Here is a 20,909-nt window from a genome sequence, read left to right on the forward strand (position 1 = left end):
AGTTGTTTTTATATTCGGAATCTTTAACCGTTACGATATATCGTGCGGGGCTGGAAACCAGGTATTGTTTCGCCAGTGACGATGCCAGATAACGGCCAGCGAAAGGCCACGCAGTGAGAGAAACACCGCCAGCGCCAGCCACAGACCATGATTGCCGAGATACGGCAGGGTCAGCAGCGTCAGGCCAAACCCCGCCGCCGCGACGGCCATGCTGTTGCGCATCGCCGCCCCTCGCGTCGCACCAATAAACATGCCGTCCAGCAAATAGCACCACACACCCACCACCGGTAATACTACCTGCCAGAGGATGTAGCGATCGGCCAGCTCACGTAGCGCGGGCAACGAGGTGAGTAGCGCGACAATATGCTCACCAAAACAGGCGTACACCAGAGCAAAGACCAGCGCCACCAGGCCCGCCTGACGACAGGCAGCACGCCAGACCTCACGTAACTGGCCGCTTTCACGCGCGCCATAGGCCTGCCCTGAATGCGCCTCGACGGCGTAAGCAAAACCATCCAGCGCGTAAGCGGTAAAGGTCAGTAACGTCATGAGCACTGCGTTGACTGCGACGATTTCAGGCCCAAGACGCGCACCAAAAACGGTTAAGGCGCCAAAGCAGAGTTGCAGCAGGAGCGAACGGAGCATGATGTCGCGATTAAGCGCCAGCAGCTTACGAATGTTGCCGCGCCAGGCCGATTTCAGCAGATCCAGGGTGATACCGCGCATCGCCAGTACGCGCCAGACCATTCCCAAACCAATTAGCAGCGTACCGTACTCGGCAATCGCCGTGGCCAGCGCCGCGCCCCGGACGTTCATGTGCAGCCCCATCACCAGCCACAGATCGAGTATAATGTTAAGCAGGTTGCCTACCACCAGCAGGATCACCGGCGCGCGGGCGTACTGCACGCCCAACAGCCAGCCCAGCAGGACCAGGTTTGCCAGTGAAGCGGGCGCGCTGAGCCAGCGAATTTCGAGGAACCGCCGGGCCTGTTCCAGTACGGCATCGCTGCCGCCCACAATATGGAGCGCAAAATCAATCAGCGGCGTACGCAACAGAACGATTAACGCGCCAGCACCGAACGCCAGAATGAGCGGCTGAACCAGCGCACGCGCCAGACGCAGGGGATCTTTTGCACCATACGCCTGGGCCGTCAGGCCCGTCGTACTCATGCGCAGAAAAAGCAGCAGCATAAAGAGAAAGCTGGTCGCCGTTGCGCCGATCGCGACGCCGCCGAGATAAATCGGCGAATCGAGATGCCCGATAACCGCCGTATCCACCAGCCCAAGCAGAGGAACGGTAATATTGGAAAAAATCATCGGTAGCGCAAGACGCCACAACGCCTTATCGGCAGAAGTTAGCAATGCCATGGAAATTACCGGAATCAGAAAACAGGCCAGGCTGTAGAGGAACTACAGCCTGTCAGGAAGAGATTACAGCCATTCACCGTTGCGGATAACGCCGACCGCCAGTCCTTCAATAGAGAAGCTCTGCTCGCGGAGATCCACCACAATCGGGGAGAATTCATTGTTTTCAGGCAGAAGCTGCACGGTATTGCCTTGTTTCTTCAGGCGCTTAACCGTCACTTCATCATCAATGCGCGCCACCACGACTTGCCCGTTACGCACGTCCTGCGTTTTGTGTACCGCCAGCAGATCGCCATCCAGAATACCGATATCTTTCATGGACATTCCGCTAACGCGCAGCAGGAAATCGGCGCTCGGCTTGAACATGCCTGGATCAACCTGATAGTGCCCTTCGATGTGCTGCTGCGCCAGCAGAGGTTCACCTGCCGCTACGCGACCCACCAGCGGAATACCGCTCTCTTCTTCCACCAGCAGACGAATACCGCGTGAGGCGCCGGAAACAATCTCAATCACGCCCTTACGCGCCAGCGCTTTAAGGTGCTCTTCGGCAGCATTAGGAGAACGGAAGCCCAGACGCTGCGCAATTTCTGCACGCGTGGGTGGCATACCCGTCTGGCCGATATGATCCCGAATGAGATCAAACACCTCTTGCTGCCTGGTCGTTAACGCTTTCATACCGCCCCCTGGGTGTATATACAGTTATGCTGTGAGTATATACAGTCAAAGGCGATTTTGGAACCAAAAACTGCACAAAAAACCAGGGACTTAATTATTCCTCGAGGCTCATCGGAAATGCGACCAAAGCAGCGTGACCCAGGTGATCGCCGCAGTGATAATCGCCAGCAGTACGGCAGCGGAACCCATGTCTTTCGCCCGGCCAGACAATTCATGGAATTCCGACCCGATTCGGTCAACAACGGCCTCAATAGCGCTATTAAGAATTTCCACTATCATCACCAGAAAGACAGATCCGATGAGCAGTACGCGGGTGATAGCATCAACATCAAGGAAGCAGGCGATGACAACGGCAACGATTGCAGCAACCGCCTCCTGGCGGAAAGCGGCTTCATTAACCCATGCAGCGCGGAAACCTTTCCATGAATAACCGGCAGCTTTAATGATTCGAGTTAACCCAGTGGTATTATTGGCCATTAAAAGAACCTTTTATGATAAATAGCGTCTGTAACTAAAGCCGCAGCGCGTTTTGCTGCAACCTGAAGTATGACGGGTAACAACAGAAATTTTGCGCGCTTTCTGTTATCCTTGCGCCGCAATTGCATTATTAACCAGAGGCTTTACATCGTTTATGTCCGGCTGGCCACGAATTTACTACAAATTACTTAATTTACCATTAAGCGTCCTGGTAAAAAGTAAGTCTATCCCAGCAGAACCTGCGCTGGAATTAGGGCTCGATACGTCGCGCCCTATTATGTACGTTTTGCCTTATAACTCGAAGGCAGACCTGCTGACGCTTCGCGCTCAATGTCTGGCGCACGATTTACCTGACCCACTTGAACCGCTGGAAGTCGACGGTACGCTGCTGCCACGCTACGTGTTCATCCATGGCGGGCCGCGCGTGTTCACCTATTACACGCCGAAAGAAGAGTCCATTAAGCTGTTCCATGATTACCTCGATCTGCACCGCAGCAACCCCGATCTGGACGTGCAGATGGTGCCGGTGTCGGTGATGTTTGGCCGTCGTCCGGGGCGCGAAAAAGGGGAAGAGAACCCGCCGCTGCGTATGCTCAACGGCATTCAGAAGTTTTTCGCCGTCTCCTGGCTGGGACGCGACAGTTTTGTCCGCTTCTCACCTTCCGTTTCACTGCGCCGCATGGCGGATGAACACGGCACTGACAAAATCATTGCGCAAAAGCTGGCGCGCGTTGCGCGTATGCACTTTGCACGTCAGCGTCTGGCGGCCGTTGGACCACGTCTCCCGGCACGTCAGGATCTGTTCAACAAGCTGCTGGCTTCCAAAGCGATTGCCCGTGCCGTAGAAGACGAAGCGCGCAGCAAGAAAATTTCGCACGAGAAAGCGCAGCAGAACGCAATCGCGCTGATGGAAGAGATCGCCGCGAACTTCTCCTACGAGATGATTCGCCTCTCTGACCGTATCCTCGGCTTCACGTGGAACCGCCTCTATCAGGGGATTAACGTCCACAACGCCGAACGCGTGCGTCAGTTAGCGCACGACGGCCACGAGATTGTCTATGTGCCCTGCCACCGCAGCCACATGGACTACTTGTTGCTCTCTTACGTGCTCTATCACCAGGGGTTGGTGCCACCGCATATTGCTGCCGGTATCAACCTGAACTTCTGGCCAGCAGGCCCGATTTTCCGCCGTCTGGGTGCGTTCTTCATTCGTCGTACCTTTAAAGGTAACAAGCTTTACTCCACCGTCTTCAGGGAGTATCTGGGCGAGCTGTTCAGCCGCGGTTATTCTGTGGAGTACTTTGTTGAAGGCGGTCGCTCGCGTACCGGTCGTCTGCTCGATCCAAAGACCGGCACGCTGTCGATGACCATTCAGGCCATGCTGCGTGGCGGTACCCGTCCTATCACGCTGGTGCCGATTTACATCGGTTATGAACACGTGATGGAAGTGGGCACCTACGCGAAAGAGCTGCGCGGTGCGACTAAAGAGAAAGAGAGTCTGCCGCAGATGCTGCGTGGGCTGAGTAAATTGCGCAACCTCGGCCAGGGATACGTGAACTTTGGCGAGCCCCTGCCGCTGATGACATATCTGAACCATCATGTTCCGGAGTGGCGCGAGTCTATCGATCCTATCGAAGCGGTACGTCCGGCCTGGCTGACGCCAACGGTCAACGGCATTGCATCCGAGCTGATGGTACGCATCAACAATGCTGGTGCGGCAAACGCCATGAACCTGTGTTGTACTGCGCTTCTGGCCTCTCGCCAGCGTTCACTGACCCGCGAACAGCTGACCGAGCAGATTGACTGCTACCTGGATATCATGCGCAACGTGCCGTATTCCGTGGATTCGACCGTGCCGTCTGCCACCGCCAGCGAGCTGATCGATCACGCGTTGCAGATGAACAAGTTCGAAGTCGAGAAAGATACGATTGGTGACATCATCATTCTGCCGCGCGAGCAGGCCGTGCTGATGACCTACTACCGTAATAACATCACGCACATGCTGATGCTGCCGTCGCTGATGGCGGCCATTATTACCCAGCACCGCCGTATTTCACGTCAGGAGCTGCTGCGCCATATTCAGACCATCTACCCGATGCTGAAAGCGGAGCTGTTCCTGCGCTGGAGTAAGGATGAACTGGCGGCAGAGCTCGATAAAATGACGGCAGAGATGCATCGTCAGGGGCTGATTACCATCAGTGATGATGAACTGCATATCAATCCGTCACGTTCCCGTACCTTGCAGCTCCTGGCTTCCGGTGCGCGTGAGACGTTGCAGCGCTACGCCATTACCTTCTGGTTGCTGAGTGCAAATCCGTCCATCAACCGCGGTACGCTGGAAAAAGAGAGCCGGACGCTGGCCCAGCGCCTCTCCGTTCTGCATGGCATTAACGCCCCGGAATTCTTCGACAAAGCGGTATTCAGCTCCCTGGTGCTGACGCTGCGCGACGAAGGGTACATTAGCGATACGGGCGATGCCGAGCCGGAAGAGACGATGAAGGTTTACCAGATGCTGGCAGAGCTGATTACCGCGGATGTGCGTTTAACGATTGAGAGTTCGACGCAGGGCGAATGATGCTAAAGCCGGGTGACGCTAACGCTTACCCGGCCTACATGTTCCGCTAAATCGTAGGCCGGGTAAGGCGAAGCCGCCACCCGGCTTTTTTATGACCAGTAACTCATCGCCAGGCCCAGAAACAGCACCAGCCCGACGTAGTTATTATTCAGAAACGCTTTAAAGCAGGCTTCACGCTCGCGCTTCGCGATCAGCTTCTGCTGATACGCAAACAGCAGCCCCGCCACCAGTACGGACCAGTAAAACTCCCAGTTCAGCCCGTTCAGGCGACCAATCGCCACCATCAGCGCCAGCACCGCCACCTGTAATATGCCGATGATCAGTTTGTCGTGACGGCCAAACAGGATCGCCGTCGATTTGATGCCAATCTTGAGATCGTCATCGCGATCGACCATCGCGTATTGGGTATCGTACGCAACGGCCCAGAGAATATTCGCCAGGAACATCAGCCAGCAGCTGAGCGGAACGGACTCGCTGACCGCGGCAAACGCCATGGGAATCGACCAGCCAAATGCCGCACCCAATACCACCTGCGGCAGATGGGTGTATCGCTTCATGAACGGGTAAACCCAGGCCAGCGCCAGAGCCGCAACGGACAGTAGAATGGTCATGGTGTTAAGGGTTAACACCAGCATGAAAGAGAGAAGCACCAGCACCACAAACAGGATGCGCGCCTCTTTCCCGGTCACCTGACCGCTCGGCAGAGGACGATTCGCGGTGCGCTTAACATGTCCATCAAATTTCCGGTCAGCATAGTCGTTGAACACACAACCCGCAGCGCGCATCAGCCAGACGCCCGCCACAAACACCGCCAGGATCCACAGCGGCGGCACGCCCGGCGTGGCAACCCACAGCGCCCATAAGGTCGGCCACAGCAGCAGCAGCGCGCCAATGGGTTTATCAGTACGCATCAGGCGGTGATAGGCCAGCAGCTTATTCTGCGTCAGACTCCACTCCATTTTCTCTCCCTCTTAGTACAACGGCGATGCAGGCAAAAAGAGTTCCGTCAGTATTAACGGCTTGCCACTCAAACGAAGGCGGGAACGGCGCCCCCACAAATCGGCATCGCAACCAATTTCAATAAAATCACGGGTCAGTTCAGACGAGGTGAACAGATAGCGCCCCAGGGGCGTTTTGCCGAGGCGTTGCAATGCCAGCTCCGGCCCGGAAAGTGTAGACTCAGGAACCACCGTCCGCCCGGCAAGCCACGGCTCGCCATCCGCACAGAGTAAAATTTCACGCAGCCAGTAGCGTTCTTCCTGCGGCAGCAGCGGCAGCTCGCTGGCAATCTCCGCAGGCGAGACAAACCCTTCCTGAATCATCGTCACCGTGACCGTTTTACCCTGTTGCTCAAAACGTTTTGTCATGGAATCTTCCAGCAGCAGCCAGTCCAGCTGTTCCGGGTCAAGCGCAGGGATGTGGTCGAAATAGCGTAGCGCACGCAGCTGCGTGAGCGCGGGGTGTGACATGCCAGACTCTCCGATACATAACGTAAAAGCATTGTATCGCAGATTGGCAAAATGAGGACGGACAAACAGAATTTAACGATCACTATCGCAACAATGGTGCAACTTAGCCAAAAAAAGTGCGCCCGTGAAGGCGCACTAAACGACTAACAAAATCAGCACTGTGGGGAGACGGTTACCCCTTGCCTTTTACACTGCTGATAAAGGTGGAACGGGCAGTGGTTGAACCTAAACGCTCGGCCTCATCAAGCAGTTTCAGCGCTTTATCGACATCGCCGTTTTTAACTGCCTGCTTGATGGCGTTGTTAAAGTAAGTTTCAGTATCGTTAAGCACCGGCTCGGCTTTTTTCGCCGGGGCCGGAGCCGCGGCCGGTGTTGCGGCTGGCGCGGCATACACAGGCGCGGCAGTATTACCCACCGTTACCGGCCCCGGGCCAGATGAGCCAAACAGCGGGCCTACGAGTACGCTGGAGGCGCTGTTGGTGGAGACTTTCAGCTTGATCAGGCCGTCGGTAGTATGGCGAGCATGCGGATCCGGGATATCCGGGACAGCGTTACCGGTGCCTTTTGCGTAGGCTTTCGCCGGATCAACCAGCTTCGTTGTCTGTTGCAGATCTTTTTCAGTCGTGAACACCAGGACATAAATCTTCTGCTGACCCAGGGCTGGCGTCAGGCGCATAACGCCTTCCAGCCGATCGGCACTCATGACGCCAGGCTCCTGATAGCTGAAATAGTCGCTTGGGAAGAATGCGGATGGCGTCATGCTCTGATCGAGGATCAGCACGTTAGGCGCGAAGACGCTGGTCTGTTTATTGACTTCACTGGTTAACGTCAGGGTCAGCTCGCCGATATTCGCCGGCACGCTGAAAGCCGCAACCGGACCGCTGATACCCGGCACGTTCAGCGACTGACCGCCAGCGGCAAGCTGGGTGGTTTGCGTTTTCGACTGATCAACTGGCGTCCACACCAGTTGCTGAAGTGCCGCAGCCGGAATAGCTGGCGCAGCACTGGTATTTTGAGGAACAAAATTCACATCTGCATAGGTGAGCGCAGGCGCACAGGCCAACAGCCCCGCAGAGAGGCACAGCGCGACGAGACTTTTCTTCATTTTCATTGTTATTACCTCTGATAGCGTGAGCACTGCGGTGGCCAGGCAATAGCGCGCAGCACCCTAAGGAGAGAGGGGCTTACGCCCCTCTTTTCAGGTCATTACGTCAGGCTCGACGAATTACCACCAGATTTCCATCTGGGCGCCGAAGGTCCACTCATCGTTGTCGCCACGGCTGAAGGTTTTCGCGGAGGTGTCGCTATACGCTACGCCAGAGGTGTAACCTGCACCTGAGTCGTTGTTTGCATAGCCCCATTTCTCATCCCACTTCGCGTAGGTTGCGAAGACACGGATAGCCGGACGGGACCAGATGCTGTCGCCTGCCTGCCATTGCTGTGCCAGGGTGATTTTGTACTGGCTGTTTTTGTCGTCAGTTTTCTGAGACTTAACGTTGTCGTAGCCCACTTCCAGCAAGGTGCTCATGATCGGCGTCCATTTGAACATTGGACGAACACCCACGGTCCACCACTCGGTACCGTTGTTGTTGTCACGATCGATGTTCTGGTACATACCGACGTACATCAGGTCCCAACGGTCTGCCAGGGTGATTGCACCGTGGTCCAGCACGCGCCACATAGAGCCGTCGTTATCGATGCTGCCGCCCTGTGGAATACCTTTACCGTTAGAGGTCATGGAATCCGTACCGTATTGCAGTACGAACTTGTTGAATCCTTTCATCATGCTCTGGGTGTGTTCAGCGGTGAACAGCCAGCCATCTTTAGAGGCGCCAGGTTGCAGATAGTAGTCGTCAGGAATGTTGGTATGACCGTAGTCAACGCCCAGCTCCAGCGTACCGCCCGGGTTGGTTTCCAGACCGGCTAAACGGACGTCGAAGACATCGTTTGGTACCACGTTGTCATAAATACGGTCGCCGTTCGCATCACGATCGGCGAAGGTTGCAGAACCGCCGGACTCAGAAGAACGGGTCGCTGCCAGAGAGAGTTTACCAAAGCCCAGATCGATGTTTTCAATACCGGCACCAGGACCAGAGATATCCCAGTAGTAGAAGTCGATCATGTGTACGTCATGACGCTGATAGAAGCGCTTACCGGCCCAGATGGTAGAGCCTGGCAGCCATTCAATCAGGTTTTTACCCTGCACGTTAGCTTCACGGAAGGCCGGGCTGGTGGATTCCCAGTCATTCTGTTGAGAAACGGAGTACGCTACGTTGGTGTCGAAATAGAAGCTCTTGTCGCCTTCTTTCCACACTTCCTGGCCCAGTTTCAGTTCGGCGTAGGTTTCACATTCGTTACCGAGACGGTATTTACTTTGTGCGCCTGTTGCCTGGAAACATTGTTGTTCACCGCCACTTCCGGTCCAGCCAATGCCGGAACGAGCATAACCTTTAAAGTCTACGGCGCCCGCCTGGGCAGACAGGATGCCTGCCGCAATGGCGACAGCCAGAGGGACTTTGCGCAGAGTAATCATTATTCTATCTCCTGAGATCATTGCTTTTCTTTGTAATTGGAATGCTTAAACGCCTGGCTCTTTGTGCAACCGACGACATGCAGTGCCATCCTCACGGAACAGATGGCAACGCTCTGGCGGCAAACCGATAGCGAATGTGGCACCCTCTTCTACCAACACCACGTCATTCTGGCGGTAGACCAGGTTCTGACGGATGGCGGGGATCTGGATATGAATCTGTGTTTCGTGACCAAGCTGTTCGACGACCTGAACTTCACCTTCCAGCGTCACATCAGCGATGTGGCTCGGCAGTAAATGCTCAGGGCGGATACCGAGGGACATATTGGCCCCCACCTGTACGTTGGCGCTGTCGACCGGCAGCCAGACTTGCTGACGGTTTGGCAGCTCCACCTGTACCTGTTCGATTGCCGTCGCGGTCACTTTTACGGGCAGGAAGTTCATCTTTGGCGAGCCAATAAAGCCCGCAACAAAGCGGTCTGCCGGGTAGTGATACAACTCCAGCGGTTTGCCCACCTGCGCCACGCGACCGGCATCCAGCACCACGATTTTGTCGGCCAGCGTCATCGCTTCGACCTGATCGTGGGTGACGTAAATCATCGTGCGTCCAAGGCGTTTGTGCAGACGGGAGATTTCGATACGCATCTGGACGCGCAGGGCGGCATCCAGGTTAGAGAGAGGTTCATCGAGCAGGAACACGCGCGGCTCGGCCACCAGCGTACGGCCGATCGCCACACGCTGACGCTGACCGCCGGAGAGCGCCTTCGGTTTACGCTCCAGCAGATGTGCCAGCTGAAGCACTTCCGCCACCTGGGTGACGCGCTGGTTAATGGTCTCTTTTTTCGCGCCGGCCAGCTTCAGGCCAAAGGACATGTTCTCGGCAACGGAAAGATGCGGATAAAGCGCATAAGACTGGAACACCATGCCCACGCCGCGTTCTGCTGGTGGGATGTCGTTCATTCGGGTATCACCAATAAATAAATCGCCACTGGTGATGGTTTCAAGACCGGCAATCATACGCAGCAGAGTCGATTTACCACAGCCTGATGGACCCACGAACACCACAAATTCACCTTCGTGGATGTCCAGATTGATGTCTTTTGACACCACTACGTCGCCCCAGGCTTTCGTTACATTACGCAGCTGTACGCTCGCCATGCCCTTCTCCCTTCGTTACAACCTGTCACCGACAGAAACATTCAAGATAAGTTCACTATGCGTGTTCCATTACTTTCGTGAATCCTCCACCCCCCGGCTTTTTTATGGGGGAGGAGGCGGGAGGATGAGAGAGCAGGCTCTGCGACCGCAGCTGAGGGGCCGAGGCGAAAATCGTGAAGCGGCCTGCAAAATTCAGTGGGTTTTTATGTGCGCCAGCACTCATAACTTAAATTTATGTTACAGGGATCACACAAACAGGGGGTGGGGCGTAGGGACTGGGAGGATGGAAAGAGGATGTCAAATAAGGAGACTGAGTCACGTTGAACCACCTTATGTATCCACGAGCACATCACCAATAAAGGATGGCAGATATGAAGATCAAGACTGGCGCACGCGTTTTCGCATTGTCCGCCCTCGCAGCAATGATGATTTCCGCACCGGCTCTCGCCAAAATTGAAGAAGGTAAGCTGGTTATCTGGATTAACGGCGACAAGGGCTATAACGGTCTGGCCGAAGTGGGCAAAAAATTTGAGAAAGACACCGGTATCAAAGTCACCGTAGAGCACCCGGACAAACTGGAAGAGAAGTTCCCGCAGGTTGCGGCAACGGGCGATGGCCCGGACATTATCTTCTGGGCGCATGACCGTTTCGGGGGCTACGCGCAGTCTGGCCTGCTGGCAGAAGTTACGCCAGACAAAGCCTTCCAGGACAAACTGTTCCCGTTCACCTGGGACGCCGTTCGCTATAACGGCAAGCTGATCGCTTACCCAATCGCGGTTGAAGCCCTGTCACTGATTTACAACAAAGACCTGGTGCCAAACCCACCGAAAACCTGGGAAGAGATCCCTGCTCTGGATAAAGAGCTGAAGGCGAAGGGTAAATCCGCTCTGATGTTCAACCTGCAAGAACCGTACTTCACCTGGCCGCTGATTGCTGCCGACGGCGGCTACGCGTTCAAGTTTGAAAACGGCAAATATGACGTGAAAGACGTGGGGGTGGACAGTGCGGGCGCGAAAAAAGGTCTGACCTTCCTGGTTGACCTGATTAAGAACAAACACATGAACGCGGATACTGACTACTCCATCGCGGAAGCGGCGTTCAACAAAGGCGAAACCGCGATGACCATCAACGGTCCGTGGGCCTGGACCAACATCGGCAAGAGCAAAATCAACTACGGCGTGACCCTGCTGCCAACCTTCAACGGCAAACCGTCTAAACCGTTCGTGGGCGTGCTGAGCGCAGGCATCAACGCCGCCAGCCCGAACAAAGAGCTGGCGAAAGAGTTCCTCGAAAACTACCTGCTGACCAATCAGGGTCTGGATGAAGTGAACAAGGACAAACCGCTGGGCGCCGTTGCGCTGAAATCCTTCCAGGATCAGCTGGCGAAAGATCCACGTATTGCGGCCACCATGGATAACGCCCAGAAAGGCGAAATCATGCCGAACATCCCTCAGATGGCTGCATTCTGGTACGCCACCCGTACCGCCGTCATCAACGCTGCAAGCGGTCGCCAGACTGTCGATGCCGCGCTGAAAGATGCTCAGGGTCGTATTACTAAGTAAGTCTGAAAAACGGCGGGTGGCGCATGCGCTTACCCGCCCTACGACTACGGCACGATCCGTAGGTCAGGTAAGCGCAGCGCCACCTGACGATAAGTTTCCACCGTTGTAGAGGAAGAACCCCATGGATGTCATTAAAAAGAAACACTGGTGGCAAAGCGACGCACTGAAGTGGTCAGTGATAGGTCTGCTGTGTCTGCTGGTGGGTTACCTTGTTGTTTTAATGTACGTGCAAGGGGAATACCTATTCGCCATCATGACGCTGATTTTAAGCTCGGTTGGCCTGTATATTTTCGCCAACCGTAAAGCGTATGCCTGGCGCTATGTTTACCCGGGTGTTGCCGGGATGGGGCTGTTTGTCCTCTTTCCGCTGATCTGCACCATCGCGATTGCCTTTACCAACTACAGCAGCACCAACCAGCTCGCGCAGGAGCGTGCCACCCAGGTGCTTCTGGACCGTTCTTATCAGGCGGGTAAAACCTTTAACTTCGGCCTGTATCCTGCGGGTGATGAGTGGAAGTTAGCGCTCACTGACGGTGAGAGCGGCAAAACCTATCTTTCCGACGCGTTCAAATTTGGCGGTGAGCAGAAGCTGACCTTAAAAGAGGCTGCGGCCCTGCCGGAAGGTGAACGTGCCAACCTGCGTATCATCACTCAGAATCGCCAGGCACTGACCCAGCTCACCGCCGTACTGCCAGACGAAAGCAAAGTGATCATGAGCTCGCTGCGCCAGTTCTCCGGCACCCAACCGCTCTATACCCTGGCGGATGACGGCACGCTGACCAACAACCAGAGCGGCGTGAAGTACCGCCCGAACAACGATATCGGTTTCTATCAGTCGGTGAATGCCGACGGCAGCTGGGGGGATGACAAACTCAGCCCGGGCTATACCGTCACCATCGGCTGGGACAACTTTATCCGCGTGTTTACCGACGAAGGCATCCAGAAACCGTTCTTCGCCATCTTCGTCTGGACGGTGGTCTTCTCGGTGCTGACCGTGATCCTGACCGTGGCCGTGGGCATGGTGCTGGCCTGCCTCGTGCAGTGGGAGTCCCTGAAGGGCAAAGCGATTTACCGCGTGCTGCTGATTCTGCCGTACGCCGTGCCGTCGTTCATCTCGATTCTGATTTTCAAAGGGCTGTTTAACCAGAGCTTCGGTGAAATCAACATGATGCTGAGCGCGCTGTTCGGCATTAAACCGGCCTGGTTCAGCGACCCGACCACCGCTCGCTCGATGATTATCATCGTGAACACCTGGCTGGGCTATCCGTACATGATGATCCTGTGCATGGGGCTGCTGAAGGCCATCCCGGACGACCTTTACGAAGCCTCGGCGATGGACGGCGCGGGTCCGTTCCAGAACTTCTTCAAAATTACCCTGCCGCTGCTCATTAAGCCGCTGACGCCGCTGATGATTGCCAGCTTCGCCTTTAACTTTAACAACTTCGTGCTGATTCAGCTGTTGACCAACGGCGGTCCGGACCGTCTCGGCACCACCACGCCGGCAGGCTATACCGACCTGCTCGTGAGCTACACCTACCGCATCGCCTTCGAGGGCGGCGGCGGTCAGGACTTCGGCCTGGCGGCGGCGATTGCCACCCTGATCTTCCTGCTGGTGGGCGCCCTGGCGATTGTGAACCTGAAAGCCACACGTATGAAATTTGACTAAGGAGGGCACTGAACATGGCAATGGTACAACCCAAATCTCAGAAACTGCGCCTCCTCGCGACGCACTTAGGCCTGCTGATTTTCATCGCGGCGATCATGTTCCCGCTGCTGATGGTTATCGCCATCTCCCTGCGTTCGGGGAACTTCGCCACCGGGAGCCTGATCCCGGACGAAATCTCCTGGGAGCACTGGAAGCTCGCGCTGGGCTTCAGCGTGGAACACGCGGATGGCCGCGTCACACCGCCGCCGTTCCCGGTGCTGCTGTGGCTGTGGAACTCGGTGAAGGTGGCAACCATCACAGCCATCGGCATCGTGACGCTCTCCACCACCTGTGCTTACGCCTTCGCCCGTATGCGTTTTCCGGGCAAAGCGACCCTGCTGAAAGGGATGCTGATTTTCCAGATGTTCCCGGCCGTACTGTCGCTGGTGGCGTTATATGCCTTGTTTGACCGTCTGGGCCAGTACGTGCCGTTCATCGGCCTGAACACTCACGGCGGCGTGATCTTCGCCTATCTCGGCGGTATCGCCCTGCACGTGTGGACCATTAAAGGCTATTTCGAAACCATCGACGGCTCGCTGGAAGAAGCGGCGGCACTGGATGGCGCGACACCGTGGCAGGCGTTCCGCCTGGTGCTGCTGCCGTTGTCGGTGCCGATTCTGGCGGTGGTGTTTATTCTGTCGTTTATCGCGGCGATCACCGAAGTACCGGTCGCCTCTCTGTTACTGCGCGATGTAAACAGCTACACCCTGGCCGTCGGTATGCAGCAGTATCTCAACCCGCAAAACTACCTGTGGGGCGACTTTGCCGCGGCGGCCGTCCTCTCTGCCATCCCGATTACCGTGGTGTTCCTGCTGGCCCAGCGCTGGCTGGTCAACGGCCTGACGGCGGGCGGTGTGAAAGGTTAAGTTTCATTTGTTATGCCACTGCAACCCTCAACTTTAGACGTATTGTATTGAACCAACTTGTGACTGTTGTTAGGCGCTCTTCGGAGCGCCCTTTTTTTATTCGCGTTTTAGCCGCTTTGAGTTGCACAGCCAGAGGGTGATCACCAGCAGCAGGATCGCCGCCGAGTAGATCAGCACGTCGAGCGGGGATTTATGATCGACGATGATCAGCCGCACAATGGCGGTGATGCCAATGTAGACAAAATAGCGCAGCGGGAAGTGAAAGCCGGACTGAAAGTACTTCACAATCAGGGCGATAAATTCAAAGTAGAGAAAGTAGACCACCAGGCCTTCCACCAGTGCGTATTTGCTGGTTTGCTCAGGAGCGAAGAGCACATCCGCCAGATGCACCGTCTCTTTACCCAGAAAAACGACCAGGATCAGGCCAAGGCTCAGCAGACCGAGGTTCAGTACGGTCTGGAGTATCGTTGAGATAAACTCAACGCGCGGACGAGTCAGGGATGTCATACAGCACCTCATTCTCCAGGGCGAGGTTCCTGTATAACGCAAAAATGTGACGGGGATCTATATTTTTTGTTTATGTTTGGCGCATTCGCCCGGTGGCGCTGCGCTTACCGGGCCTACAAAAACCGTAGGCCGGGCAAACGCAGTGCCGCCCGGCGTGAAGCATCAGCGGAAGTTAATGTTCTTATCGCTGGTCATATCATACAGCTGGAATTTACGTCCAAGCTGCTGACCGCCGTCGCGCGTCAGCGGCGTCCAGCCCACTGCCGCACGGCTGCGGGTTGGGCCTGATGAGAACAGATCCAGCGGAATCGACACGTACACCCCTTTGGTGAAGTCCCCTTCCCCGTACTCGTCTGGCGAAACGTTGGTGATGGTGGCATAGCCGCCCACCACAACGCCGCTGTCAAAGTGTTTGGAGATATCCAGCGTGCCGCCCTTATCGCCCGCCAGATACTGGCCGACGCTGGCTTTTACCAGCACGTCCTGCGCGAACGACGGCGTCCAGTAGGCGGTCAGGTGGCCGGTTTTGACGCTGTAGTCGGTGAACTTCATCATGTCCTGCGCGCTGCGCCAGTCACGCTGTTTCACGTAGTTGGCATCAACCCCAAACGCCCAGTTGCTGTCGACAGGACGATAAAGCACTTCTGCCCCGGCGCCGCCGAACATGGTTTCCAGATAGCCACCGTAAACCTGGCCGTAGAAGCCGTTGCCGAAGTACTGGAAGTAGTTGGCCTGGAGGTTATTCACGTAGATATCGTTCTGCACATATTCGCGAACGCGGGTACGCACGCGCGGCAGTTTTGAATCGTTCGGCGGGTTGGTGTAGTTAAATTTGTCGTAGTTGTTGGCAATGTTGCCGAACAGACTACCGGTGGTCAACAGGTGGTCGGTCACCCACAGATCCGCCGTCGCCATCGCGCCCAGCTGATACATGTAGAAGTTTTCCGGCCCACCCACGGACTGGTTCAGCACCGGATCGATATGGAAATCGAAGCGCGATTTATCGATATACCAGCCCTGCTCGGTGGTTTCCGGCACCACCGGCTCAACGCGTTTTTGCACCAGCTCGGTTTCATGCCCGAGCGGTTCGCCTTCAAGATGACGCTTAAGGCTGGCAACATCGGTTTCGGTGGTGACCTGCGGCAGATTCAGGCGGTTCTCCGTCACGCGGATCGTGCGGATCCCCTCCGGCAGATCGTTCATGACGATCCGGTTGGCGCGCTCGATCCCTTCGCGGGAGTCGCGGTATTTCACCTGCTCGCCGGTAACATACAGCGTATCGCCTTTGGTCTGGATCTTCGGATCCGCCAGGCCCGCGTTATATTTCAGCAGCGTCAGCTGGTTCGCTACCACGGAGTGCTGAATGATCGCATCCTGCGGCTCCGGCTGATATTTTGGCCGCGGGTTGTCATTATAGTGCGGCCGCATGTCGTTAAAGTTAGTGCGCAGGGTAAAGCCAAACATCAGGGTATTACCGCGCTCATAGCTGAGGTTAACGTCGGCCCAGTCGGTGACGCGGTAAATGGCGCCGACGTTAAACTTGCTCTTCTGCTCAATTTTGCCGGCAAAATCTTCGCTGTAGTTATTACCTTCGTACTCCAGCTTCAGGCGCAGCGGCTGCCATGGCGTTTGATACTCTACACCACCAAACAGCGAGGCCGGGCCGTGGAACATCTGGTCGCCGTTGATGGAGCCCGCTTTCTGGTAGCTGTTATCACGGTAGCAGTATTTATCACTGTAGGAGCAGAACGGATTTTTGACGTTGCCGCTGGTACCCAGATAGCCCCATCCCAGACCAAGCGAGAAATCAAACGGTCCCCAGGCTTTGCTGGCCACGATGTATTCCGCGTCAAACAGGCCGGTCCCGCCAATGTCTTTCGCACCAACGGAGACCTGCGGCATCCAGTAGCTCTCTTCCCACAGGCGCAGCTTCACGTCGAAGGCTTTGTCTTTGTAGGTCTGATCGCCGGAGAAAGCGTCTACGCTGCTGTACTGTTTTGTACGCACGTCGGTGTAGCGCAGCGTGGTCTCCAGCCAGGGGAACAGCTGCACGGACGCAGAGTAGTAACGGTACTGATCGTTATCGCGATAGTTAAGGCTGATTTCCCCCTCGCGGGCCATACGCGCGGTTGGGGTTTGCAGTAAGCCCACGCCGCCAAAATCGGACTGCGACGGGCCGATGGGTGCCGGATACGTTTCTGCATGACAGGCGGCACTCACGCACAGTGCAAGCATGCTGTAGAGATAGGTTTTTTTCATTATTCCGGTATCCGCTGTATCAGGGAGCGAAGGATATCGGCATTAAGCCCGTCATACGCTTTCGTCCAGAAATGGTCGGCAAAACCGACAAAAATGATGCTGCCCGGCATAGGTTCGATATGGCGTTTATTCCAGTAAGCCACCGGCGCTTTCTGCGTATGCCCGTCCGGATAGACCACCCAGGCATAGCTTTTATCCGCTCCGCTGAGCAGACTTTGCTCGTCGAGATAGCTCGCCACGTCCCGGCCCGGCGTAAACGGCTTTTTGCCAGGGCTGCTGAGAAGCCCCATCACGGTGACGGTGGAAGGCTGAGCCGGAAGCCACAGGGTATAGTCCCCTTCCAGCGACGGATTGCCGTTTTCCGCGACACGCACTTCGTCGGGATCGAGATTCACCTTCTGGCGCCCCGTCACCTTAACCGCCTGAAGCTGCTGACGCAGGCTAGTAATAGCCGCGGCATCGTCGGCATCTTCCTGTTGTGCCAGCCCGCTCAGTCGGGCGAGCAGCGCCTGATGTTTTTGTTCCGCTACAATCGTCGCCTGACGCTCGCTGATAACCGCCCCGGTCCACCAGCTTTTCGCCAGCCTCGGCTGCCCCACCAGATCGAGCAGATGCCCGGCATTGGTTAAGGTTTTAGGTTTTTCGCTGTCCGGGGTGTAGACCTGTACCGTTCCCGCAGACCACGCCAGCGGCGAGGCCAGGCTGGCGAGAAGCGCAATGTGGATGAACATTTTCATGATTTCGCCGCCTTGATCAGGGTGGTCTTCACCGGGAAGAAACCGGCACCGAGATACTGCAAGGACTGGCGGATTTGCCCCTCTTCGTCCACCCAGAAGCGGTTATGCCAGGTGGCCTGATCGGTTGTCACCTCTTCATCCAGCACGCGCACCTGCGTTTCGTCGCTGCCCACTTTGACACTGTCCGTACCGTCCCAGCGGAAGGTGGAGCGGGCCGTGGCGTAGCGCACCTGTTTGTGCTCGGTCCAGCCCATCGTGCGCGTCCAGCTTGCGCCATCGACAATCTGATTCGGCTTGATGAGCGGATCTTCAGCCAGGTTGTTCACCTCAAGCAGGTTGTCGCCGCCGAGCAACGTTTTCACGATGCGGGAATGCTGCGTCACGATGGTGGCCTGATCCTGCGTCACCCATTTCTGCTGCCCGTTTTCATCGAAAGCGAGCACCACAAACAGTTGCGGACCATCGTTTAGCTGCATGTACTGGCTGGCATACGGCATGTTCTGAAGTTCGTCATCGGTCAGATGCACGCCCGGCGTGCCGAACATGCTGTCCCACAGTGAGTGGCCCAGCCCTTTGGTGGTAGCTGAGCACGCCTGCAACAGCAGGCAAATCAGGATGATTGCAGGTCGCTTCACGACTCTTCTCCGAAGGGGCGAAATAACCACACCGAAGTGTGGTTATGATTAAAACACCCGGTATTACTGGGTGCTGGTCGTCGTAGTGGTCGTGGTTCCGGTATTGGAGCCATCACCGCCACCGGTTGCCGCCAGCGCGACACCCACGGCTGAACTTACGGCGCTGGTGCTGGCTGCGGTAGAACTCCCCGCAGACGCAGACGTCGCTGCCGACCCTGCTGCTTCCCCGACCTGGACCGGAGCTGCATAGACAGACGTCGCCGCAAGCGCAGATATGGCAAAAATGCCATACAGTACTTTCTTCATAACAATTTCCCTTCAATGAATGAATGGAGATTTGCCCGAAAAGAAATTCAGGCGGATTCGAGTATACACAACTAAAGCAGTGGGTTTACCGTGGGGGTAAATAGGGATGAGGTTTTCAGACTAATGGTTAAAAATGGAAGGAAAAAAGAATCAAGGAAATATATAATCACTATAAATCAAGCATTTATAATATAAGAACATTAAAGCATCACTCCGTATTTTCTTAAAATAAACCTCAGCAATTAACGGGGTTACCGTCTTTTTCGGATTAAACTCAGATTCAGAATTTGAGATAACTAACAGACATCAGGAATTATCCGATAAAAAAATGCCGGCATATCGCCGGCATTGTTCATGACATATTTATTACGCACGCCAGGCTTTATAACGGTTAATCAGACCATTAGTGGAGCTGTCGTGGCTGTCGATCGCTTTATCGTCACCCAGCTCTGGCAGAATGCGGTTTGCCAGCTGTTTGCCCAGCTCAACGCCCCACTGGTCAAAGGTGAAGATGTTCAGAATAGCGCCCTGAGTGAAGATTTTGTGCTCGTAGAGGGCAATCAGCGCCCCCAGGCTGAACGGCGTGATTTCGCGCAGCAGAATGGAGTTAGTTGGACGGTTGCCTTCGAACACTTTAAACGGCACCACGTGCTCCAGCGTTGCCGGATCTTTACCCTGATCACGGTACTCCTGCTCAACCACCTCGCGGGATTTACCGAACGCCAGCGCTTCGGTCTGGGCGAAGAAGTTAGACAGCAGCTTCGGATGGTGGTCGGACAGTGGGTTGTGCGTAATCGCCGGGGCGATGAAATCGCACGGTACCATTTTGGTGCCCTGGTGGATCAGCTGGTAGAACGCGTGCTGACCGTTGGTGCCCGGCTCGCCCCAGATGATTGGGCCAGTCTGGTAATCCACCGCGTTGCCGTTACGGTCAACGTACTTGCCGTTGGATTCCATGTTGCCCTGCTGGAAGTAGGCCGCAAAGCGGTGCATGTACTGGTCGTACGGCAGAATCGCTTCGGTTTCAGCGCCGAAGAAGTTGTTGTACCAGATCCCGATCAGCGCCAGCAGTACCGGCAGGTTTTTCTCAGGCGCGGTGGTGGAGAAGTGTTTGTCCATCGCGTGCGCGCCGGAGAGCAGCTCAACGAAATTGTCGAAGCCGACGGACAGAATGATGGACAGGCCGATTGCAGACCACAGAGAGTAGCGGCCGCCAACCCAGTCCCAGAACTCGAACATGTTCGCCGTATCAATGCCGAACTCACCCACCGCTTTACCGTTGGTGGACAGCGCCGCGAAGTGTTTCGCCACGTGCTTTTCGTCGCCCGCGGTTTTCAGGAACCAGTCGCGCGCGCTGTGGGCGTTGGTCATGGTTTCCTGAGTGGTGAAGGTTTTAGACGCCACCAGGAACAGCGTGGTTTCCGGGTTCACCTTTTTCAGCACTTCAGCGATGTGGGTCCCATCGACGTTGGACACGAAGTGCATGTTGAGGTGGTTTTTGTACGGGCGCAGCGCCTCGGTCACCATGAACGGGCCGAGGTCAGAGCCGCCGATACCGATGTTTACGACGTCGGTGATCGCTTTGCCGGTGTAGCCTTTCCAGCTACCTGAGATGATCGCTTCGGAGAAGGTTTTCATCTTTTCCAGCACCGCGTTCACTTCCGGCATCACATCTTTGCCGTCAACGATAATTGGAGTATTGCTACGGTTGCGCAGCGCCACGTGCAGCACGGCACGGTCTTCGGTGCGGTTGATCTTCTCACCGGAGAACATGGATTTGATGGCATCTGCCAGTTCAGTCTCTTTCGCCAGATCTTGCAGCTTCGCCAGCGTCTCTTCGGTGATACGGTTCTTGGAGAAATCCACCAGCATCAGGTCATCGAAGGTGGCGGAAAACTTGCTGAAACGATCGGCATCTTTCGCGAACAGATCCGCGATGGTGACGTCTTTCATTTCATCAAAATGTTTCTGTAGTGCCTGCCATGCAGCGGTCTGCGTTGGGTTGATGTTTTTCATAGCAATACTCTTCTGATTTGAGAATTGTGACTGCGGTCGATTGTAGCGCCTGCAAATAAAAATTGTG

The 20,909-nt window shown here is 55.7% G+C and carries 18 protein-coding genes; 4 read left to right on the plus strand and 14 right to left on the minus strand.

The window, feature by feature from the left end:
* Positions 1 to 30 precede the first annotated feature (30 nt).
* The 3 genes from dinF to DD597_RS22430 all read right to left on the minus strand — a co-directional run bounded on the left by dinF (position 31) and on the right by DD597_RS22430 (position 2,517).
* Positions 31 to 1,368: an MATE family efflux transporter DinF gene (gene dinF / locus DD597_RS22420; protein ID WP_129256593.1), complete on the minus strand. Its 1,338-nt coding sequence runs from the start codon at positions 1,366 to 1,368 to the stop codon at positions 31 to 33.
* 63 nt (positions 1,369 to 1,431) lie between these two features.
* Positions 1,432 to 2,040, minus strand: a complete 609-nt coding sequence (gene lexA / locus DD597_RS22425) for a transcriptional repressor LexA (RefSeq protein ID WP_003860318.1) — start codon at positions 2,038 to 2,040, stop codon at positions 1,432 to 1,434.
* Positions 2,041 to 2,148: 108 nt separating this feature from the next.
* On the minus strand, positions 2,149 to 2,517 hold the full coding sequence (locus DD597_RS22430) for a diacylglycerol kinase (protein WP_003860321.1): 369 nt from the start codon (positions 2,515 to 2,517) through the stop codon (positions 2,149 to 2,151).
* Between the two features lie 154 nt (positions 2,518 to 2,671).
* Between DD597_RS22430 and plsB the strand changes: the two genes are divergently transcribed.
* Complete coding sequence (gene plsB / locus DD597_RS22435; protein ID WP_129256594.1) at positions 2,672 to 5,092, plus strand: glycerol-3-phosphate 1-O-acyltransferase PlsB; 2,421 nt, start codon at positions 2,672 to 2,674, stop codon at positions 5,090 to 5,092.
* A gap of 89 nt (positions 5,093 to 5,181) precedes the next feature.
* Here plsB and ubiA read toward each other — a convergent pair whose 3' ends face one another.
* From ubiA to malK, 5 genes are all read right to left on the minus strand, one after another.
* Positions 5,182 to 6,051, minus strand: a complete 870-nt coding sequence (gene ubiA, locus DD597_RS22440) for a 4-hydroxybenzoate octaprenyltransferase (RefSeq protein WP_129256595.1) — start codon at positions 6,049 to 6,051, stop codon at positions 5,182 to 5,184.
* A gap of 12 nt (positions 6,052 to 6,063) precedes the next feature.
* Positions 6,064 to 6,561 (minus strand): chorismate lyase, encoded by a 498-nt coding sequence (gene ubiC, locus DD597_RS22445; protein WP_022646736.1) that lies wholly within the window; start codon positions 6,559 to 6,561, stop codon positions 6,064 to 6,066.
* 172 nt (positions 6,562 to 6,733) lie between these two features.
* Entirely contained in the window at positions 6,734 to 7,672 is a 939-nt protein-coding gene (gene malM / locus DD597_RS22450; protein ID WP_003860327.1) for a maltose operon protein MalM, read from the minus strand.
* 114 nt (positions 7,673 to 7,786) lie between these two features.
* Positions 7,787 to 9,097, minus strand: a complete 1,311-nt coding sequence (locus DD597_RS22455; protein ID WP_026080558.1) for a maltoporin — start codon at positions 9,095 to 9,097, stop codon at positions 7,787 to 7,789.
* Positions 9,098 to 9,139: 42 nt separating this feature from the next.
* A complete protein-coding gene (gene malK, locus DD597_RS22460) occupies positions 9,140 to 10,249 on the minus strand; it encodes a maltose/maltodextrin ABC transporter ATP-binding protein MalK (RefSeq protein ID WP_003860329.1) in 1,110 nt (369 codons plus the stop codon).
* Between the two features lie 371 nt (positions 10,250 to 10,620).
* Here malK and malE point away from each other — a divergent pair, with 371 nt between their 5' ends.
* From malE to malG, 3 genes are all read left to right on the plus strand, one after another.
* Positions 10,621 to 11,811, plus strand: a complete 1,191-nt coding sequence (malE, locus tag DD597_RS22470) for a maltose/maltodextrin ABC transporter substrate-binding protein MalE (RefSeq protein ID WP_129256596.1) — start codon at positions 10,621 to 10,623, stop codon at positions 11,809 to 11,811.
* Positions 11,812 to 11,932: 121 nt separating this feature from the next.
* On the plus strand, positions 11,933 to 13,477 hold the full coding sequence (gene malF, locus DD597_RS22475) for a maltose ABC transporter permease MalF (protein ID WP_032608243.1): 1,545 nt from the start codon (positions 11,933 to 11,935) through the stop codon (positions 13,475 to 13,477).
* A 14-nt stretch (positions 13,478 to 13,491) separates the two neighbouring features.
* Positions 13,492 to 14,382 (plus strand): maltose ABC transporter permease MalG, encoded by an 891-nt coding sequence (malG, locus tag DD597_RS22480; RefSeq protein WP_003860332.1) that lies wholly within the window; start codon positions 13,492 to 13,494, stop codon positions 14,380 to 14,382.
* A gap of 96 nt (positions 14,383 to 14,478) precedes the next feature.
* Here malG and psiE read toward each other — a convergent pair whose 3' ends face one another.
* The 6 genes from psiE to pgi form a co-directional block, all read right to left on the minus strand.
* Positions 14,479 to 14,889 carry a phosphate-starvation-inducible protein PsiE gene (gene psiE / locus DD597_RS22485; RefSeq protein ID WP_000202963.1) on the minus strand — a complete coding sequence of 137 codons (411 nt, stop codon included), beginning with the start codon at positions 14,887 to 14,889 and terminating at the stop codon, positions 14,479 to 14,481.
* 162 nt (positions 14,890 to 15,051) lie between these two features.
* Positions 15,052 to 17,148 (minus strand): YjbH domain-containing protein, encoded by a 2,097-nt coding sequence (locus tag DD597_RS22490; RefSeq protein ID WP_003860333.1) that lies wholly within the window; start codon positions 17,146 to 17,148, stop codon positions 15,052 to 15,054.
* The gene (locus DD597_RS22495; RefSeq protein WP_023315215.1) at positions 17,148 to 17,885 is read right to left on the minus strand and encodes a capsule biosynthesis GfcC D2 domain-containing protein; all 738 of its coding nucleotides are present in this window, start codon (positions 17,883 to 17,885) and stop codon (positions 17,148 to 17,150) included. The genes DD597_RS22490 and DD597_RS22495 overlap by 1 nt, the downstream gene beginning before the upstream one ends.
* Positions 17,882 to 18,520 carry a YjbF family lipoprotein gene (locus tag DD597_RS22500; protein WP_003860339.1) on the minus strand — a complete coding sequence of 213 codons (639 nt, stop codon included), beginning with the start codon at positions 18,518 to 18,520 and terminating at the stop codon, positions 17,882 to 17,884. The genes DD597_RS22495 and DD597_RS22500 overlap by 4 nt, the downstream gene beginning before the upstream one ends.
* 63 nt (positions 18,521 to 18,583) lie before the next feature.
* On the minus strand, positions 18,584 to 18,826 hold the full coding sequence (gene yjbE, locus DD597_RS22505; protein ID WP_003860341.1) for an exopolysaccharide production protein YjbE: 243 nt from the start codon (positions 18,824 to 18,826) through the stop codon (positions 18,584 to 18,586).
* 366 nt (positions 18,827 to 19,192) lie between these two features.
* Positions 19,193 to 20,842 carry a glucose-6-phosphate isomerase gene (gene pgi, locus DD597_RS22510; protein WP_003860343.1) on the minus strand — a complete coding sequence of 550 codons (1,650 nt, stop codon included), beginning with the start codon at positions 20,840 to 20,842 and terminating at the stop codon, positions 19,193 to 19,195.
* Positions 20,843 to 20,909: the final 67 nt, after the last annotated feature.

It is taken from the genome of Enterobacter cloacae complex sp. 677-3DZ2D5B, from assembly GCF_004136695.1.
GTDB classification, from domain to species: Bacteria; Pseudomonadota; Gammaproteobacteria; order Enterobacterales; family Enterobacteriaceae; genus Enterobacter; species Enterobacter hormaechei_C.

What these genes read in the sequence shown, in the direction of transcription:
- malM (WP_003860327.1), bottom strand. Translation starts at nt 7,672, where the DNA reads ATGAAAATGAAGAAAAGTCTCGTCGCGCTGTGCCTCTCTGCGGGGCTG.
- lexA (WP_003860318.1), bottom strand. Translation starts at nt 2,040, where the DNA reads ATGAAAGCGTTAACGACCAGGCAGCAAGAGGTGTTTGATCTCATTCGG.
- DD597_RS22495 (WP_023315215.1), bottom strand. Translation starts at nt 17,885, where the DNA reads ATGAAAATGTTCATCCACATTGCGCTTCTCGCCAGCCTGGCCTCGCCG.
- psiE (WP_000202963.1), bottom strand. Translation starts at nt 14,889, where the DNA reads ATGACATCCCTGACTCGTCCGCGCGTTGAGTTTATCTCAACGATACTC.
- malE (WP_129256596.1), top strand. Translation starts at nt 10,621, where the DNA reads ATGAAGATCAAGACTGGCGCACGCGTTTTCGCATTGTCCGCCCTCGCA.
- DD597_RS22430 (WP_003860321.1), bottom strand. Translation starts at nt 2,517, where the DNA reads ATGGCCAATAATACCACTGGGTTAACTCGAATCATTAAAGCTGCCGGT.
- malG (WP_003860332.1), top strand. Translation starts at nt 13,492, where the DNA reads ATGGCAATGGTACAACCCAAATCTCAGAAACTGCGCCTCCTCGCGACG.
- ubiC (WP_022646736.1), bottom strand. Translation starts at nt 6,561, where the DNA reads ATGTCACACCCCGCGCTCACGCAGCTGCGTGCGCTACGCTATTTCGAC.
- malF (WP_032608243.1), top strand. Translation starts at nt 11,933, where the DNA reads ATGGATGTCATTAAAAAGAAACACTGGTGGCAAAGCGACGCACTGAAG.
- plsB (WP_129256594.1), top strand. Translation starts at nt 2,672, where the DNA reads ATGTCCGGCTGGCCACGAATTTACTACAAATTACTTAATTTACCATTA.
- ubiA (WP_129256595.1), bottom strand. Translation starts at nt 6,051, where the DNA reads ATGGAGTGGAGTCTGACGCAGAATAAGCTGCTGGCCTATCACCGCCTG.
- malK (WP_003860329.1), bottom strand. Translation starts at nt 10,249, where the DNA reads ATGGCGAGCGTACAGCTGCGTAATGTAACGAAAGCCTGGGGCGACGTA.
- dinF (WP_129256593.1), bottom strand. Translation starts at nt 1,368, where the DNA reads ATGGCATTGCTAACTTCTGCCGATAAGGCGTTGTGGCGTCTTGCGCTA.
- pgi (WP_003860343.1), bottom strand. Translation starts at nt 20,842, where the DNA reads ATGAAAAACATCAACCCAACGCAGACCGCTGCATGGCAGGCACTACAG.
- yjbE (WP_003860341.1), bottom strand. Translation starts at nt 18,826, where the DNA reads ATGAAGAAAGTACTGTATGGCATTTTTGCCATATCTGCGCTTGCGGCG.
- DD597_RS22490 (WP_003860333.1), bottom strand. Translation starts at nt 17,148, where the DNA reads ATGAAAAAAACCTATCTCTACAGCATGCTTGCACTGTGCGTGAGTGCC.